At 69.0% G+C, this 18149-nt stretch carries 15 protein-coding genes and 1 riboswitch; of the genes, 6 read left to right on the forward strand and 9 right to left on the reverse strand.

Going from position 1 to position 18149, the window contains the following annotated elements:
- Positions 1-23 precede the first annotated feature (23 nt).
- The 6 genes from CHAN_RS08800 to CHAN_RS08825 form a co-directional block, all read right to left on the reverse strand.
- Positions 24-1007, reverse strand: coding sequence for an ROK family protein (locus CHAN_RS08800; protein ID WP_048742191.1), 984 nt, complete (start codon positions 1005-1007; stop codon positions 24-26).
- 74 nt (positions 1008-1081) lie between these two features.
- Entirely contained in the window at positions 1082-2023 is a 942-nt protein-coding gene (locus tag CHAN_RS08805; protein ID WP_290288833.1) for a hypothetical protein, read from the reverse strand.
- Positions 2024-2211: 188 nt separating this feature from the next.
- Positions 2212-2652, reverse strand: coding sequence for an SRPBCC family protein (locus CHAN_RS08810; RefSeq protein WP_290288835.1), 441 nt, complete (start codon positions 2650-2652; stop codon positions 2212-2214).
- Positions 2653-2663: 11 nt separating this feature from the next.
- Positions 2664-3917 carry a glycosyltransferase family 4 protein gene (locus tag CHAN_RS08815; RefSeq protein WP_290288837.1) on the reverse strand — a complete coding sequence of 418 codons (1254 nt, stop codon included), beginning with the start codon at positions 3915-3917 and terminating at the stop codon, positions 2664-2666.
- 28 nt (positions 3918-3945) lie between these two features.
- Complete coding sequence (locus CHAN_RS08820) at positions 3946-4977, reverse strand: NlpC/P60 family protein (RefSeq protein ID WP_290288839.1); 1032 nt, start codon at positions 4975-4977, stop codon at positions 3946-3948.
- Positions 4978-5300: 323 nt separating this feature from the next.
- A complete protein-coding gene (locus CHAN_RS08825; protein WP_048742202.1) occupies positions 5301-5879 on the reverse strand; it encodes an NlpC/P60 family protein in 579 nt (192 codons plus the stop codon).
- A 16-nt stretch (positions 5880-5895) separates the two neighbouring features.
- Positions 5896-6051: riboswitch (cyclic di-AMP (ydaO/yuaA leader) on the reverse strand.
- 465 nt (positions 6052-6516) lie between these two features.
- Here CHAN_RS08825 and CHAN_RS08830 point away from each other — a divergent pair.
- Entirely contained in the window at positions 6517-8124 is a 1608-nt protein-coding gene (locus CHAN_RS08830) for a DEDD exonuclease domain-containing protein (RefSeq protein WP_290288849.1), read from the forward strand.
- 13 nt (positions 8125-8137) lie between these two features.
- On the opposite strand, the gene trpD is transcribed toward CHAN_RS08830, so the two are convergent.
- Entirely contained in the window at positions 8138-9190 is a 1053-nt protein-coding gene (trpD, locus tag CHAN_RS08835; RefSeq protein ID WP_353959809.1) for an anthranilate phosphoribosyltransferase, read from the reverse strand.
- Between the two features lie 540 nt (positions 9191-9730).
- On the opposite strand from trpD, the gene ctaE reads away from it, so the two are divergent.
- The 5 genes from ctaE to CHAN_RS08860 all read left to right on the forward strand — a co-directional run bounded on the left by ctaE (position 9731) and on the right by CHAN_RS08860 (position 16210).
- Positions 9731-10345: an aa3-type cytochrome oxidase subunit III gene (gene ctaE / locus CHAN_RS08840; protein WP_153251522.1), complete on the forward strand. Its 615-nt coding sequence runs from the start codon at positions 9731-9733 to the stop codon at positions 10343-10345.
- Between the two features lie 72 nt (positions 10346-10417).
- The gene (qcrC, locus tag CHAN_RS08845) at positions 10418-11311 is read left to right on the forward strand and encodes a cytochrome bc1 complex diheme cytochrome c subunit (protein WP_048742209.1); all 894 of its coding nucleotides are present in this window, start codon (positions 10418-10420) and stop codon (positions 11309-11311) included.
- Positions 11308-12519 carry a cytochrome bc1 complex Rieske iron-sulfur subunit gene (gene qcrA / locus CHAN_RS08850; RefSeq protein WP_048742211.1) on the forward strand — a complete coding sequence of 404 codons (1212 nt, stop codon included), beginning with the start codon at positions 11308-11310 and terminating at the stop codon, positions 12517-12519. The genes qcrC and qcrA overlap by 4 nt, the downstream gene beginning before the upstream one ends.
- Complete coding sequence (gene qcrB / locus CHAN_RS08855) at positions 12516-14147, forward strand: cytochrome bc1 complex cytochrome b subunit (protein WP_048742214.1); 1632 nt, start codon at positions 12516-12518, stop codon at positions 14145-14147. Before qcrA ends, qcrB begins: the two co-directional genes overlap by 4 nt.
- A gap of 344 nt (positions 14148-14491) precedes the next feature.
- Positions 14492-16210 (forward strand): ABC-F family ATP-binding cassette domain-containing protein, encoded by a 1719-nt coding sequence (locus tag CHAN_RS08860; RefSeq protein WP_290288860.1) that lies wholly within the window; start codon positions 14492-14494, stop codon positions 16208-16210.
- Between the two features lie 198 nt (positions 16211-16408).
- Here the strand turns inward: CHAN_RS08860 and ctaF are convergent, their stop codons facing one another.
- Positions 16409-16855 (reverse strand): aa3-type cytochrome oxidase subunit IV, encoded by a 447-nt coding sequence (gene ctaF, locus CHAN_RS08865; protein ID WP_048742219.1) that lies wholly within the window; start codon positions 16853-16855, stop codon positions 16409-16411.
- Between the two features lie 30 nt (positions 16856-16885).
- Positions 16886-18046 (reverse strand): aa3-type cytochrome oxidase subunit II, encoded by a 1161-nt coding sequence (gene ctaC, locus CHAN_RS08870; RefSeq protein WP_290288867.1) that lies wholly within the window; start codon positions 18044-18046, stop codon positions 16886-16888.
- Between the last annotated feature and the right edge of the window lie 103 nt (positions 18047-18149).

The following is an 18149-nucleotide window of genomic DNA, read 5'->3' on the forward strand; positions in this document are numbered from 1 at the left end:
AGTTGAAGAACTTGTACCAGGGGTTATTCACGGTCGCTAACCTTACCCTCAGCTTCGGCGCGCGCGAGGTCGGCCGCGCCGATCATGCCGGCGTCCGCCCCCAGCCGGGCGACTTCGATGCGCGCGGTCGGGCGGTGGCCGGCTCCGGTGATCTCGGTGGCGAAGACGGCGCGGGCGCGTTCCAGGTACTGGTCGGCCGCCTGCGCGACGCCGCCGCCGATGACGATGAGCTCCGGGTCGAAGACGTCGGCCACCAGCGCCAGGGCCCGTCCGAGCCAATCGGCGAAGTCCCCCACCGCGGCGACGGCCAGCGGGTCGCCGCCCTGCGCGGCGAGCATGACGTCGGAGCCGGTGGCGGTGCCGTCGATGCACGCCTGCGCCAGCGGTCCGCCGAACCGGCCGGTGGTGGCCAGCTCGCGCGCGGTGGCGGCCAGGGCCGTGCCGGAGCAGTAGCGCTCCAGGCACCCGCGCTTGCCGCAGGAGCACGGGCGACCGCCCGGCACCACGGTGAGGTGGCCGAATTCCGGGGCGGTGCCGTGGGCTCCGCGGTAGATGCGGCCGCCGCTCATCATCGCGCCGCCGATGCCGGTGCCCAGGGCGAACAGCACCCAGTCGTCGGCCCCGCGGGCGGCGCCGAAGCGGTATTCGCCCCAGGCGGCGGAGTTGGCGTCGTGTTCCAGGGTCACCGGCAGCGGCAGCCGCTCCCCCAGCCGCGCGGCGACGTCGGCGTCGCGCCAGGGCAGGTGCGGCGCGAAACGCACGACGCGGCGGGCGGAATCCAGGAACCCGGCCACGGCCAGGCCCACGGCCACCGCATCGGGGTGGTCGCGGAGCAGTTCTCCCGTCATGGCGACGATGCCGTCCTCGAGGTCCTCCGCCGTGCCGTCCGACGACCGCCGCATGCGGTCGATGACGTGCCCCTCCGCCGACACCACGGCGGCCCGGAGGTTGGTGCCGCCGATGTCGAAGCTGATGGTCGGCCCCGCTGTCGCGGTTTCGGGGGGCATCGTCACGGGTGGCTCCTCATGGGTGATGGCCGAAGATGGCCGGGGCCGGATTCGGGGTTGCGGCCCGGTCGGGGTCACGGAAGTCGCGCTGGGTCCGCGCGGAACCAAACAAGAATATCCCCCCAGCCGTCCGCCCACGTATCGGGCGGCGCGACGCGCACCTTCTCCATTTCGCAGGCGCCCAGGACCGCGGGTGCCGCGAACCTCCTGGAGAACCCGGCGACCTGCACCACCACACCGCCATCCGACACGTCCACGCCCACGGTGGATCCGGGGATATCCGCCGGATCAATGCCGTCGTCAAGCGAAAAAGCTTGACGACGGCCCTCCGTCACCTCTTCGGCCGACCCGGCGCCGGCAGCCGCGGCCTCATCCGCCCCGGACGACTCCGGCAACGCGAGGTGCAGCGGGGCGTGGACGCGCATGCGGAACAGCCGGGCACCGTCGCCTCCGACGCCGAGGTCGGCGAGGGTCAGGCGGGGCTTCGGCGAACCGTCGGGAACCCCGTCGACGACGACGCCGGCCCACGCCGCCACGCCCGCCACGCGCGGGTCGGGCGGGCCGTCGCCGCGCAGATGCAGGCTCCCGGCGTCGACGGCGCGCTGCCACGCGCGTCCCCAGGACCACAGGGCCTCGAGAAGCCTCGCTCGCCGGGCGCGGTCGCCGAAGACGTCGGGCATCGCGCGGTGGCGATCGACGCGGGGGCTGATCAGGTCGAGCAGATCAGACAGTTGCGCGGGCCCCTGGACCCTGCGCAACCAGGACAACTGCCGGTCCGGAGTCAGGCCGATGCGCACGCCCACCGGGCCCTCCGCCGCCATGGCCTGGGCCTTGGCCCACACCAGAAGACGCTCCAGCCCGGCGAAACCGGTCAATGCGTCAAGCGCCGAGGCGTCGGCATCCAGGCCCCGCAGCAGCCCGACGGCGTCGGCGATGGGATCCGGGCCGACCTCCGCCCACCTGAGGTCGGGCGGCAGGAAGCCCTCCGCCGTGCGATCCCCGAAAGCGCCCGGCACCAGGTACACGGGGTGGCGCAGGGAGGACGATGGCCCGGGTTTCCGCTGCGGCCCGGTTTGCCGTGGTCCGGTTTGCCGCGACTCGGTTTGCCGTGGCCCGGGCTCTCGCGGGGACTCGGCCGCCTGCTGCGATTCGGTTTCCCGCGGCGCCCCGGCCTCGCCGGCGCCGCGCCCGTCGTGGTCGGCCGTCACTCAGACAGGCCCTCGACGCGGCGCTTCAGCGACTTCAGCGCCGTGTCCACGATGCGGTGCTCGGCCTTGCGGCGCAGCAAGCCCAGCATCGGCACGGCGGTGACGATCTCCAGCTCGTAGCGCACCTTCGTCGCCCCATCGCCGGCATCGGTCAGCGAGTAGCTGCCGGACTGCGACTTCTGCAGCTGCGAGGACAGCAGCGACCAGCTCACACCGTCTTCGGTCCATTCGTAGGCGAGCTCGTACACGTCCCTGAGCACGGTCTCCAGCGTGAACTTGGCGCGCTTGGGCCGCAGCGGGCGGTCGCCCTCTTCCGTGACCACGGCGGCCGTGGTGCCGGTGGCCCACTCCGGGTACGCCGTCACGTCTCCGACGACGTCGAGGATCCGCTCCCGAGGGGCGTTGATCAGGATCTGTCCCTGCGTTCGGTCGCTCATGCCCTAAGAGGTTACCCGCGGGCCGCGCCGCCTGCGAGGATACGGCGCAGCCGGGCGCCCATGACCTCCCAGGTCCAGTGCTTCACGACGTGTCGGCGCCCCTCCTCCCCCATCCGTCGGGCGCGTTCGGCGTCGGAGCAGATGCCGGTGACGGCGGCCGCCAGCGCATCGCGGTCGCGGCCGTCCACGACGACGCCCGTGACGCCGTCGACGACGGTTTCCGGGGCGCCCCCGGAGTCGCCCGCGATGACCGGCACGCCGCAGGCCTGCGCCTCGAGATAGACGATGCCCAGGCCTTCCACGTCGAGTCCGCCGCCGCGGGTGCGCGCGGGCATGGCGAAGACCGTGGCGGCGTTGTAATGGTCCGGCAGCTCCCCGTAGGGGACGGCACCGGTGAAGATGACGTGGTCCGCCACCCCGGCCGCGTCGGCCAGCGCGCGCAAGCGGCCCTCGTACGGCCCGGAACCGACGATCATCAGGCGGGCATCGGGCAGGTCCTCGAGAACCGCGGGCAGCGACGCGATGAGGGAGTCCTGGCCCTTGCGGGACACCAGGCGGGAGATGCAGACGATCAGCGGCTGATCTGCGGCGATGCCGTGGCGCGCGCGGATGCGGGCGCCGGCTTCCGGGTCGGGCCGGAAACGCTCGACGTCGACCCCGGAGGGCAGGCGCTCGAACGCCGTGCGCGGGCCGAACGCCGCCGCGAAGCGGTTGCGGGTGTACCGGGAGATGTAGGTGACCACGTCGGAGCCGTCTCCGATGATCCGCAGCGCGCGGCGCGAGACCGGCAGCATGGACCAGCCGACTTCGTGGCCGTGGGTGGTGGAGATGATCCGCTTCGCGCCGGCCCTGCGGCACGCGCCCGCCACAAGGCCCATCGGAGCCGCGGCGCCGAACCAGACGACGTCGATGCCCTCCTCCGCGATGATCCGCGCCGCCGCCCGCGCCACGTGCGGCAACGGGAGCAGCACCCGGTCCCGCAATCGGTGGACCCGGTACGGCAGCGCCGCGTCATGCGCCCGGGTCTCCGCGGCCGACACGCGCGTGGACGCCAGCACGGTCAGCGAACCCGGGTCGAGCGTCCCGCAGAAGTCGCGCAGATACGACTCGATGCCGCCCTGGCGGGGCGGGAAGTCGTTGGTGATCAGGAGGACGCGCGGATGCGCGCCACGCGGGCCGTCGCAAAGCGGGCCGCCGTCCGCGGAAACGCCGTCAGCCCCGTCGCCGCCGAGCGGCGACGCGCTCCCCCGCCCCGGAGCCGTCATCGGGCGCCCACCGGCCCGCGCACGCCGATCAGTACCGGACGGCGCCCATGTAGGGGCCGCCCTGCTCGATCGGCACGACCTGGACGGGCACGCCGTAGGTCGACGCGTGGATGATCATGCCGTTGCCCACGTACATGCCCACGTGGGTGATGCCCTCGTAGAAGCCGATGAGGTCGCCCGGCCGCAGGTCCGCGCGGTCGACGGGAGTGCCGCCGGCCAGCTGCGCCTGCGAGGTGCGCGGGATTTCCTTGCCCAGCTGCTGGTACGCCCAGTACATCAGGCCCGAGCAGTCGAACGAGTCCGGGCCGGCCGCGCCCCAGGAGTACGGGGAGCCGACCTTGGTCATCGCCATGTCGACGGCCGCCGAGGAGCCGAGCAGCGCGGCGAGCCCCTCCGTGATCGGGTTGTCCTTCGCGCGCCACGCCGCGAGCTCCTCCGGCGACAGCGAGTCGACGCGGTCGCGGACCTCGCGGGTGCGCTTTTCGAGTTCGGCGGACTTCTTCTCCAGCTCACCGCGCTGATGCTCGAGGGAGCCGAGCTGCACGCGGGCCGCGGCCCGGGCGGCCGCCGCGCGGGCGAAACCGTCTGCCGCCTCGCGCTGCCGCTTGGCGACCTCCGCCAGCGTCCCCTCCTTCTCCCGCGCGAAACGGTTGACGTACGACGACCGGTCGAGGGCGTCCTGCGCGTCGACCGAGCCGATGACCGCCGTGATCGGGTCAACGACGTCACCGCGCATGCGCTGGCGGGCGAAGTCGGAGATGTCGCCTCGGTGCTGGTCCATTGCGCCGCGCGACGCCTCGGCGATCCGGGTCGCGGTCTCGACGTCGCCCTGCAGCTTCCGGACCACTTCCTCCTGCTTGACGACGTCGCCGTCGAGGCGCAGAACGTCCTGGGAGTTCTTTTCGGCGTCGCGCGCCAGCGTCTCCAGATCGGCGATGATGCCGTCGGCCGTCAATTCCTGCGCGGCGGCGGTCGGAACGAGGGATGCCGAAGCCGCGAAGGTCGCGGCCACTGCGGTGGATGCCACCAGGCTGCGGAAGTTGGTCCTGCGGTGCTGCACTGTGCGGGAAAGCCTTTCGAAAACGGGATGCCTGCGGTCCGCGGCGCGGTTCGGGTACGCGGGGCACGGAAACGCGGGGTACGGATCCGCCGGCATCGTAATCATGCCCTGGTCGGGCGGGCGATCTGCGGTGAACTTTAACAACCGTTTACATCACGGTCGAATAACTCGGGCGTGATTGGCGCGACATTTCTGCACGCCGCGCGAAAAACCGAGGTGGCCCGTGACTGGAGTGAATGGCGGGGACCCCCGGAAACGCCATCGGGCGGGGCCCGGGAAGAATCCCGCGGCCCCGCCCTCGATGGCAGGAGTCGAGCGTCGCTTTAGTAGCGGACGACGGAGTGGACCGGCATGTAGTCGATGCTGGCCTCGTGAACGGTCTGGCCCTCCTGCGGCGCGTGGATGACGTTGTTGCCGCCGGAGAAGATGCCCACGTGGGTGGCGCCCGGGTAGAAGACGATGATGTCGCCGAGCTGCTTGCCGCCCATGCCGACCGACTGGCCGCCCTGGGCCTGGGCCTGGGAGGTGCGCGGGATGGACTTGCCGACCTGCTGGTAGGACCAGGAGGTCAGGCCCGAGCAGTCGAAGCCGCCCGGCTGGGTGCCGCCCCACACGTACGGGGTGCCGATCTGCGAGCGCGCGGCGTCGACGATCTTCTGGCCGGTGGAGACGGACGGAACCGCCGCCGGGGAGATGCCGCCGGAACGGTCGCCCAGGAAGTTGCCGCCCGGGATGGCGCCGGCAATGTTCTCCACGCCCGGAACGTCGAAGGAACCGACGCCCGGAACGGCGACCGGCGCGGCCGAGGCGGTCGGCGCGGTCAGGGCGGTGATGCCGGCGACGGTCGCGCCGAAGGCGGCGGCGTTGCGGGCGAGGTTGGAACGGCGCTGGTGCTTACCCATGTTGAAAAACTCCGTATTCTCTTCCAGTTTCGTGCCGACCGGGTTAGCTGTCGGGTTCGGGAGCAAAGGAAGTTCTCCCTACCCTCCGGCTTCCGCCGGTGGGATTCACCCCGGAAAGGAGTGGGTCCCCGGTTCGGTGCCCTCGCGGGCGCCGATTAGGCTTGGTTTCCTGCCATGAGCGGCACCTCTCGGAGGGGCCCCGCTTCAATGTCTCGGCAAGATTACGAAACGGGAACGGAACTTGTCCAGCGAACGCGCCAAGTCCGATTCGAAATCGGCCCGTTATCGCCCCGCACCCCGTTCCGTTACTGCCTTGTTATGAAACGGGGGCACCTTCGACGCCAAGACTGTCACGCACCGATAACGTCCCGAGACCTGCGACTTTTACACATTTGCCCATGTTGCGCCACAGATTGCCCTGGTCGCCGAAACACTTCTGAAGGTACAGCTATGTGAATCGCGTCACATTTTGGCATTCACCCGATGGCGGCGGCACATCTTTCACATCCGTCACATGACCTCCGGCTGTTCGGCCGATCGGGCCTCCGACTGGTTGGGAGTTCGAGTCTCCGGCAGTTCGGGTGATGCGCCCAGCCGACCATTCGGACCATCCGGACGCCCGCCTACAATCAACCGGGTGACCGACCCCGACCCCCTCCAGCTTTCCTTCGCCGACGCAGCCGGCGGCGCGGGCGACGGTCGGGCGACGGAGGAGCTGGGCCTGGGCGAGACCACGTTCGTGGTCGTCGACCTGGAGACCACCGGCATGCGCGCCGGTGAAGACCACATCATCGAGATCGGCGCGGTGCGCGTGCGCGGGGGCATCGAAGAGGGCCGCTTCAGCGAATTGGTCGATCCCGGCATGCCCCTGCCCTCCGTCATCTCCGACCTCACGGGCATCACGGACGCCGACCTCGAGGGCGCTCCGCAATTGGGCACGGTCCTCCCCCGGTTCCTCGAGTTCGCCCGGGGCGCGGTCTGGGTCGCCCACAACGCACCATTCGACATGGGTTTCCTCCGCGCGTCCTGCGGGCAGCTGGGTCTGCGGTGGCCGGCGCCGACGGTCGTGGACACCCTGCAACTGGCGCGCCGGTTGCTCGACCGGAGAAGAACCGGCAGCTTCCGGCTCGGCGACCTCGCCGCATACGTCGGAGCGGACGTCACCCCGAACCACCGCGCGCTCGACGATGCGGCCGCGACCGTCGATGTCCTCCACCACCTGATCGAAAGGCTGGCGGGGCATTCCGTGGAAACCGTGGGCGAGCTCGAGCACTTCACTCCCGACGTCGACCCCGTGCTCCGCGAGAAGAAGGCGCTGATCGCCGATGCTCCCCATTCGCCGGGCGTCTACGTTTTCCGCGGCGCCGCCGGCGAGCCCCTATATATAGGCACCGCGGTGGATCTGCGCCGCCGCCTGCTGCAGTACTTCACCGGCGCCGATCCCCGTCGCAGGATGAAGGAGATGGTGATGCTCGCCGAATCCGTCGACGTCGCCGAATGCGCGCATGGCATGGAAGCCGAGGTCCGCGAGGCCCGCATGCTCGCGGCCGCGCGGCCCCCGTACAACAGGCAGCGCAAGGAACCCGGCCGGGGCTGGTACCTCACCGCCCCGACGAAGAAGGCGGGGCCGCGCGTCTCCCGCACCGCCGTCGGCGATGACGCCATCGGCCCCTTCCGCACCCGCAACGCCGCCCAGGCGACCAAGGACGCCCTGTCGTTGGACTCCGAGTCGTTCCCCGCCATCGCCGAGGAGATGCGGGAGGGCGGCGCGGCGCTCATCGAGCGACTCATCGACGACGTCACGGCGGCCGCCGAAGCCGGCCGCTACCGGAGAGCCGCTTTTCTCCGCGACATCACGGCGGATCTGATCATCGCCCTCGACTCGCGGCAGAAGCTCGGCGCGCTCGCGGCGGTCCCCCAATTGCAGGCGGCGTTCCCCGACGGGCGCGGCGGGTGGAACCTCGCCGTCGTCCGCCACGGCCGTCTCGCCGCCGCCGGTCGATCGCCGCGCGGCGCGAATGCCGCGCACGTCGCTTCCCTGCTCTGCGAGTCCGCGGAAACCGTCATCCCGGGCGACGGCCCCTACCTCGGCGCCAACCACCATGAACTGAGGGTCGTGCACAATTGGCTGCTCCGCGACGAGGTGCGGATCGGCCCGACCGACGCGCCCTGGACGTCCCCCGCGCAGGGCGCGGGCCGGTGGCGCGAATGGGCGCTGGCCGCCCTCGCCGCACGGAAGAGCTGAGGGCGCAGCCGAATCAGCGGCCGATCGCCGCCTCGACGATGTCGGCGCACCGGCCCGAGTCGAGCGTTTCGCGCACGACGTCGAGGGCACGGGACATCGCGGACTTCAGGTCCCCGCCCTCCAACCCGCGCGCGGCGACGAGCGCGGCCGCGGAATTGAGCAGCACGGCATCCCGGATGGGCCCGCGCAACTCGCCGTTCCACACCCTCCGCGCGACATCCGCGTTGTATGCGGGCTCCCCGCCCCGCAGCGAATCGGCCGGGGCGTACTCCATGCCGTAATCGCGCGGGTCGATGACGTCTTCCGCCACCTCGCCGTCCTCCACGACGAAGACGCGGGTCGTGCCGGTGACCGTGATCTCGTCCAACCCGTCCGATCCGCGGACAACGAGCACCCGCTGGCCGCGCCGCGCGAAAGCGCCGGCCATCGTCTCCATCTGATCCTCGAAGGCGCAGCCGATGAGGCTGCTGGCGGGCTGGGCGGGGTTCGTCAGCGGACCGAGCAGATTGAACAGCGTCGGCACGCCCAGCTGCGACCGGACCGGCCCGGCGTAGCGCATGGCCGGGTGATGGGTCGCCGCGAAGAGGAAACGAAGGTTGAAATCGGGGTGCTCCGGGGAAGCCACGCGGCCGTCCGCGATGTCGATGCCGAGCGCCTCGAGCATGTCGGCGCCGCCCGACTTCGACGACGCGGCGCGGTTGCCGTGCTTGAGCACCGGAACGCCGGCCGCCGCGACGACGACGGAAGACATGGTCGAGATGTTGACAGTGTGCGCGCCGTCGCCGCCGGTGCCGACGATGTCGACCGCGCCCGAGGCATCCGGAACCCCGGCATCGGAGGCATGGGCGAGCATCCCGGTCGCCGCGGCATCGAGCTCGGCGGCGGTGATCCCCTTGGCGAAGATGCCGAACGCGAAGGCGGCGATGGTCGCGTCGACGGCCTGGCCCGTCATGATCTGGTCCATGGCGAACCGGATCCCGTCCGCGGGCACTTCCTCGCGCGCCCCGATGAGCCCCAGGACCCGGCGCCATTCTTCCTGGCTCGTGTGTGCGGTCTGCTGGGTCATCAGTCGCTCCTTACTGTTCGCCGATCGTCGCGGCGCCGGCCATCCGGCAGTCAATGTGCCTTGCCCGGTGAATATTACGGCGGAACCGGCGCGGACGCGCCGCCGGGTGCTCACCGCCGCCGACGATTCTCCACTTCCGCCCCGCCGACCACCCGCGGACGGTGGCCGCCGGCGATTGTCCCCCGCCCGACCGAATGCCCTCCGCCCAGCCGAAAACTCTCCCCACCCCTCCGGGCCCCGGCATCGAACACGGGGCGGTCATCCGCTATTATTGGCCTCATTCGCGGCATTGCTCAGCTACGCCTGAGCATCCGCACAGGCACGCGGTCCCCTCGGGGGATGCGGACCACGGAGCCGGAAAGGTCCCGCGAGGGGGAGGCGCGGCGGGCGTCGCAAAGCAACCGGATAAGTTCCCCGCGTCGGGAAAAATTAGTGGAACTCTCAGGAACTGCGATCAGCGACCTGGGACTTTGCAAAAAACTTTCCCAAAACGGGGGTTGCAACGTGACTCTTCCTTAAGAACAGGTCATACTGTCTAACGTGACGAGCGCAGTTGAAAACACAGGTATGACAGCACCACGTCGTGCCGCGACACTGAACCGACCGAACATGGTCAGTGTCGGCACGATCGTGTTCCTGTCTCAGGAATTGATGTTCTTCGCCGGCCTGTTCGCGATGTACTTCGTATCGCGCGCGAATGGCCAGGGAGAATCGTGGGAGTGGGGTACCGGCCACCTCAACGTCCCGTACGCACTGGTGATCACCGTGATCCTGGTGTCGTCTTCGTTCACCGCCCAGTGGGGCGTGTTCGCGGCCGAGCGGGGCGACGTGTTCGCCCTGCGCAGGTGGTATGCCCTTTCTACGCTGCTGGGAGCGATCTTCCTGATCGGCCAGGGCTACGAGTACTTCACCCTGGTCGGTCACGGGCTGACCATCCAGAACTCGATCTACGGTTCGGTCTTCTTCATCACCACCGGCTTCCACGCCGCGCACGTCCTCGCGGGCGCGCTGGCGTTCGTCGTGGTGCTGATCCGAACCTTCAAGTCGAAGTTCACCCCGGCGCAGGCGACGGCCGCCATCGTGGTCTCGTACTACTGGCACTTCGTCGACGTCGTGTGGATCGGCCTGTTCATCACCATCTACTTCATCCAGTAGGCCGTAACGGTCGCCACCCCCGGTGCGGCCTACTACAGCCATCCACTTTCCACGCACAACAAAGGGAAAACGATGGAAAACCATAACCCCGCAGCAGAGGACCGCACGTCCTCCGCGGCGGCCGGCCGCAAGGCCAAGGTCCGCCGCAAGATGCGCCGCACCGCCTCCGGTGTCATGGCGCTGGCCCTCGCCCTCACCGGCGCGGGTTTCCTGGCCAACGCCCTGACCCCGGACGCTCAGGTCGCCACCGCCCAGCAGGACGAAGCGGCGATGATCCAGCAGGGCAAGGAGATCTACGACGTCGCGTGCATCACCTGCCACGGCGCCAACCTCCAGGGCGTCAAGGACCGCGGCAAGTCCCTGATCGGCGTCGGCGAGGGCGCGGTGTACTTCCAGGTGCACTCCGGCCGCATGCCGATGCTCCGCAACGAGGCCCAGGCCGCCCGCAAGACCCCGCGCTACTCCGAGGAGCAGACCCTCGCCCTCGCCGCCTACGTTCAGTCCCACGGCGGCGGCGCCGGCATCGTCCGCGACGAGGACGGCTCCATCGCCATGGAGTCGCTCCGCGGCAAGAACGCCGGCCCGAACGGCGAGATCGATCCCCTCGACGTCGCCCGCGGTTCCGAGCTCTTCCGCCTGAACTGCGCCTCCTGCCACAACTTCACCGGTCGTGGCGGCGCGCTGTCCGGCGGCAAGTACGCCCCGGTCCTGGACCCTGCCAACGAGCAGGAGCTGTACCAGGCCATGCTCACCGGCCCCCAGAACATGCCCAAGTTCTCCGATCGCCAGCTCACCGCTGACGAGAAGAAGGACCTGATCGCCTACATCAAGAACTCGGCGGAGACCCCCGGCCCGTCCGGTTACCCGCTCGGCGGCCTCGGCCCCGTGACCGAGGGCCTGTTCATGTGGATTGCCGGCATCGTCGCCCTCGTGGCGGCCGCACTCTGGATTGGATCCCGACAGTGACCGACAACGTGAAGAAGAACTACAGCTCCGAAGAGCTGTCGAAGATGAGCAACGACGAGCTGGCCCGCCTGGGCACCGAGCTCGACGACGTGACCATCGCGTACCGCAAGGAGCGCTTCCCCATCGACGGCGACCCCGCCGAGAAGCGCGCCGCAGCCGGCGTGATCTTCTGGCTGGCCCTCGCGGTCGTGCTGGGACTGGCGTTCATCGCCGTGTACCTGTTCTGGCCGTGGGAGTACCGCGGCCACGGTCAGGAGGGTCTGTGGATCTACACCCTCTACACCCCGATGCTCGGCATCACCATCGGCGGATCCATCATCGCCCTGGGCGTCGGCGCCGTTAAGTACACCAAGCGCTTCGTGCCCGAGGAGATCTCGGTCCAGCGCCGCCACGACGGCCCCTCGTCCGAGACGGACCAGAAGACCATCGTCGCGCTGCTGAACGACTCCTGGGAGACGTCGACCCTCGGTCGCCGCTCCGCCATCAAGGGTCTGCTCGGCGCCGGCGCCGTCCTGGCCGGCATCGGCATGATCCTGCCGCTCGGCGGCATGATCAAGAACCCGTGGAAGCCGACCCACGACATGGACATCACCGGCGACGGCACCCTGTGGACCACCGGCTGGACCCTGGTCGAGCGCGGCAAGAAGGTTTACCTCGGCCGCGACACCGGCGCCATCGCCGAGGAGGGCCCGCACGGCTTCTCCTTCACCGGCGTGTCCCGCCTGGTTCGCCTGCGCCCGGAGGACCTGTCCGCCGGCGCCATGGAGACCGTCTTCCCCCTGCTGGAGGAGGACGTCAACGACGGTGAGAAGTACTCCCCGGATGCCGAGGTCTACGAGGCCCACATGCACTCGATCCACGGCTCGCGCAACGCCGTGATGCTGATCCGCCTGCGTTCGCAGGATGCCGCCCGCGCCACCCTGCGCGCCGGCCAGGAGGACTTCCACTACGGCGATTACTTCGCCTACTCCAAGATCTGCACGCACATCGGTTGCCCGACCTCGCTGTACGAGGCCCAGACCAACCGCATCCTGTGCCCCTGCCACCAGTCGCAGTTCGACGCCCTGCAGTACGGCAAGCCGGTCTTCGGCCCGGCCGCCCGTGCGCTGCCCGAGCTGCCCATCGATGTCGACGAGGACGGATTCCTCTACGCCAAGGGCAACTTCATTGAGCCCGTCGGCCCGGCCTTCTGGGAGCGTCAGTCATGAGCAAATCCAATAACCGCGTCGCCATGATGGCGCGCAACATGGACGACCGTTACACCATGTCGTCCGGCATCCGCCGCCAGATCAACAAGGTCTTCCCCACGCACTGGTCCTTCATGCTGGGCGAGATCGCGCTGTACAGCTTCATCGTGCTGTTGCTCTCCGGCGTCTACCTGACCCTCTTCTTCGATCCGTCGATGTCGAAGGTCATCTACGACGGCGCCTACGCGCCGCTCAACGGCGTCGAGATGTCCCGCGCCTACGAGACCGCCCTGCAGATCTCCTTCGAGGTCCGCGGCGGCCTGTTCATCCGCCAGGTCCACCACTGGGCCGCGCTGCTGTTCGCCATCTCGATCATGGCGCACATGTTCCGCATCTTCTTCACCGGTGCGTTCCGCAAGCCGCGCGAGGCCAACTGGGTCATCGGCTGCGTCCTGCTGCTGCTGTCCATCGCCGAGGGCTTCATGGGCTACTCGCTGCCGGACGACCTGCTCTCGGGCGTCGGCCTGCGAATCATGTCGGCCATCATCATCGGCCTGCCGGTCATCGGCACCTGGATGCACTGGATGATGTTCAACGGCGACTTCCCGGGCGACATCATCATCCCGCGCCTGTACATCGCCCACGTGCTCATCATCCCGGCCCTGCTGCTCGGCCTCATCGCCGCGCACCTGGCGCTGGTCTGGTACCAGAAGCACACCCAGTTCCCCGGCCCCGGCCGCACCGAGAACAACGTGGTCGGCGTCCGCATCATGCCGGTCTTCGCCGTCAAGGCGATGACCTTCGGCCTGATCAACATCGGCTTCATCGCCCTGCTGGCCGGCGCCTTCCAGATCAACGCGATCTGGAACCTGGGCCCGTACAACCCGTCGCAGGTCTCCGCCGGCTCGCAGCCCGACATCTACATGCTGTGGACCGACGGCGCCGCGCGAGTCATGCCCGCGTGGGAGCTGTACCTCTTCGGCTACACCATCCCGGCCGTGTTCTGGGTGGCGCTGCTGCTCGGCCTCCTGGTCGTGCTGCTGTTCGCCTACCCGTTCATCGAGGCCAAGATGACCGGCGACGAGGGCCACCACAACCTGCTCCAGCGTCCGCGCGACGTGCCGGTCCGCTCCGGCATCGGCGCCATGGCCCTGGTGTTCTACACCCTGCTGACCCTCTCGGGCGGCAACGACCTGATCGCCTACCACTTCCAGATCTCGCTGAACGCGATGACCTGGGTCGGCCGCATCGGTCTGATCCTGCTCCCGCCGATCGCGTACTTCGTCACGTACCGCATCTGCATCGGCCTGCAGCGTTCGGACCAGGCCGTCCTGGAGCACGGCATCGAGACCGGCATCATCGACCAGCTGCCCTCGGGCGCCTTCATCGAGGTGCACCAGCCGCTGGGCCCGGTGGACGAGCACGGTCACCCGATCCCGCTCGAGTACCAGGGCGCCTACGTGCCGAAGACGATGAATCAGCTCGGTGCCGCCGGTTCCCCGGGCCGCGGCGGCTGGTTCTTCCCCGACCCGCAGGACATCGCCGACGAGGCGAACCGCATCGAGGCGGAGAACCACCACGAGCAGGCTCAGATGTTCCGCGACCTCGAGGCCCAGCAGGCCGAAGAGCGTCGCCAACTCGAAAAGTAATAATCGGCGCCTCAACTGCGCTCGACGAACCGCCCCGGCGGCGAGATGAAAATCTCGCCGGCGGGGCGGTTCCCCTTTTCCCGGCAGGTGGCGCTCTTGGTCCCCCACAAGGAGGGTTCCCGTAGTCCCCGCCGGCGATGCGCCTTCTCCGGCGGACCCGGTTCACCGTTTTTGGTGAGCCCGCACACGCGTAAGCTGGACACATGAACATCTGACGCCTCCCGTCGCGCACGCCGCCGTCGTCAAGCGATCCGCCCAACCGGACCACCGCGCACCGACCACCCGACGGCCGCCCGCGACCACTCCCCTCCCCCACCCGTTTCAGTACCGCAGGAGGCGCCGCCATGGCAGAATCCCCCCTTCCCTTCATCGACGGCTCCGCCACCCAGCTGGTGGCCAATTCCGTCAACTACGACTACGAGGGCACGCCCGTGCTCCGGGACGTGAACATGACCGTCTCGGCCGGCGACGTGCTGGGGCTCGTGGGCGACAACGGCGCGGGAAAATCGACGCTGCTGTGGCTGCTGTCGGGCCGGCGGAAACCGACGTCCGGGTCCGTGACGCACGTGGGCACGCGCGTGCTGGGTTCGCAGGAGCTGGAGGCGCCGTTCGAGTCGACGGCGCGGATGCTCGTCGATGAGGCGCTGGGGCCGTCGAAACGCCGCCTGCAGGCCCTCGAGGACGCCGCCGAGGCCATGTCCGCGGCGCAGTCCCCCGAGGCTGCGGAAACCGCCGAGAAGGCCTACTCCGCGCTGTTTTCGGATGTGATGGCCCACGACGACTGGAACGCCGAGCATCACGCGGAAGTCGTCCTCGATTATCTCGGCCTGTCCGGCGACGGCCCCGACGGCCCCCTGCTCGATCAGAAATCCATCGAGCTCTCCGGAGGCCAGAGGGCCCGGCTGGGGCTGGCGCTGACGCTGATCCGCAAGCCGGAGATCCTGCTTCTCGACGAACCGACCAACCACCTCGACGACCGCGGCCGCCAGTTGGTCATAGACACGATCAACAACCACCCCGGCGTCGTTGTGGTGGCCACGCACGACCGCGATTTCCTCGACGCGGTGTGCACGATCATCGGCGATCTGGTGCCGGGCCGCGAGGGCATCGGCATGTTCCGCGGCAACTACACCGACTACGACAAGCACCGCCGCCATGAGCGCCAGCTGTGGGAGCACCAGTGGCGCACCGAGCAGCACGAGAAGATGCGGCTGGAGCAGACCATCGAGATCGCCAACGAGGACTCCGGGCCCGTGCGGGCAAAGCGCGACAACGAAAAGATGGGCTACGACCACGCGGGCGGCCGCGCCGACCGCCAGGTCGCCCGCCGCATCCGCTCGGCCCGCCAGCGTCTGGAGGAGCTCGAGGAGGACGGCGTGCCCAAGCCGCCGGCGCTGCTGGGCTTCGATGCCCCGCTGACCAAGCCGCTGTCCACCAAACGCGCGCCGGCCGGCAGCGACGAGGATTTCCACGTCAAGCTCCGCGGCGTCGTCGTCCCCGACCGTCTGCACGTCGGGTCGCTGACCATCCGTCCGGGCGACACCATCGTGGTCACCGGGCCCAACGGCGCGGGCAAGTCGACGCTGCTGAAGGTGATGCTCGGCCAGGTCTCCCCCACCGCCGGCGAGATGCGCATCGGGCAGGAGGCCCGGGTGTCCATGCTCGCGCAGGAGCAGGATTGGGAGGACCCGACGCTGAGCCCCAACCAGCTCTACGACCTGAACCCGTCGCCGAAGGTCACCCTCGAGGATCTGGGGCTGCTCACGGCGCGCGACGCAAAGCGCCCCGTGGGCGACCTGTCGGTGGGCCAGCAGCGGCGCGTCGCCCTGGCGCTGGTGGTCGCCGATCCCCCGGACATCCTGCTTCTCGACGAGCCGACCAACCACTTGTCCGTCGACCTCATCGAAGAGGTCCAGGACGCGATCGCCGAGGCCGAGGGGACGGTCATCGTGGTCACCCATGACCGGCGGATGGTCGACCGCCTGGAGGCGCGGCATCTGGTGGTCGACGAGGGCGAGGTCACGGAGCTGCCGAAGGGCCGGAAGCCCGTCGAGTTTGCGTAGAGGCGCGGCCCGCAGGGTCAAGAACTGCGGGCCCCGCCCTGACCGCGCGCTCGCGGCCGCGCCCGGGCCCCGGCCGGACTGAGCCCCGCGACCGCCCCAGGGCACGCGAAAACCCCGCCACCGGAAGGCCGGGTGGCGGGGTCTTGTCGCGGCCGCGTCAGGTGATCGCGTGGATCACCGTCGCGGTCTGCCGGTGAGCTAGTGCTTCTCCGGCGGGGTGATGTACTGCGTGTTGAGCTTCGTGCCGGACACGATCAGGATGACCGCGCCGAGAACGATCAGCCAGTACGCCATGAAGGCGATGCCGTAACCCATCAGCAGGATGCCCATCGTCATGACGAACGGCCAGATGGAGCTGGCGGAGAAGAAGCCCAGGGTGCCCGCGCCATCCGCGACCTCGGCCTCCTCCCAGTCGGAGGGGGTGATGTCGGAGCGGACCTCGGTGAAGTGGAAGTACACGCCCAGGAACAGGGTCAGGAGGGTGGCCATGACCAGGCCGGTGGCGCCGGCCCACTCGAGGCGGCCGTGGTTCTCGTTGATGATGTTGCCGGTGTCCTGGAGGTACATCGTGCCGAAGATGTACACGACGGTCATAACGCCCAGGAACACGGTGAGGCCGTAAAACAGCTTGGCTGCGGACTTCATGTCTGACTTCTTTCTGGAGTCGTCGGGCGGTTAGTTCTGCGCGTTCAGGTCGACCGTGTTGGCGCCGCGGTCACCCAGATCGCGGGTGTCCTTGCGGCCGGAGTTGAACGGGCTGGTGGACACGGCGAAGGGCTCCTGGCCGATGTGCTTCAGGGCGTCGGCGTTGGAGGCCTGGGGGTTGTCCAGGCGGAACTTCATGTACTTGGTGAAGTCCTCGCGGGAGACCGCGCGGATCTCGAAGTTCATCATCGCGTGGTAGGTGCCGCACATCTCGGCGCAACGGCCGACGAAGGCGTTGGAGTAGCCGTCGCGCGGGTTGTCCTTCGGGCGGGCGTTGATCATGTCCGAGGAGATCGCCTCGATCTGGAAGCGACGGTTGGACTTGTTGGCCTCCGGGTGCGGGAAGGCGTCGCGCTTGAACAGGAACTCCGGGACCCAGAAGGAGTGGACGACGTCGGCGGAGGCCAGGTCGAACTCGATCGGGGTGTCGACCGGGAGAACCAGAACCGGGACCTCTTCGGTGGTGCCGAGGGTCTCGACCTCGTTGAAGTGGAGGTACGAGCGATCCTGCTTGGACTGGCCGTGAACCGGGTAGTCGCGCTGGTTCGGGCCGTCGCCGTGGCCGTGCTCGTCGGTGAAGTACTGCTCGGGGCTCTGGCGGACGTCGCGGCCCTCGTAGGCCTGGCCGCCCATCAGGTCAGCGGAGACGTTGGCGTAACCGAACTTCCAGTTCCACTGGAACGCGGTGACGTCGACGACGACCTCCGGGTTCTTGTCCATCGCGGTGACCTTGTCCTGCGTCTGGACGGTGAAGAAGAACAGGGACATGACGATCAGGATCGGGATGATCGTCAGAACCAGCTCGAGGGGGACGTTGTAGGCGGTCTGGCGCGGGAACTCGCCCTTGCCGGCCTTTTCCGCCTTCTTCGCGGTGAAGCCGACCATCGAGTAGCTGGTCAGGCCCCACACGGCAATGCCGATGATCCAGGCGGCGACCCACACCCAGACCCAGAAATTGCCCATGACGTGCGCCTCCGGGGTGACGCCCATCGGCCAGCCGAAACGCAGCAGCTTGAAGAAGCCGTTGTCCGGCGGGGTGACGTCGCAACCGGCGAGCAGGGTCGCACTGCCGGCGAGGACGCCGAGCAGGCCGAGCTTACGGGCGGCTCCGTACTCTCTACGCTGATTCACGTGTGTCTGCCTTCCTGATCCACACAATTCCTTAAGAACCCATCAGAGTTCCGTCTTTCCCATGCAGGTTAGCCCATTCCTGTGAATTCTCCATACCGGACTG

Origin of the sequence: Corynebacterium hansenii (assembly GCF_030408795.1) — a bacterium.
GTDB lineage: Bacteria > Actinomycetota > Actinomycetes > Mycobacteriales > Mycobacteriaceae > Corynebacterium > Corynebacterium hansenii.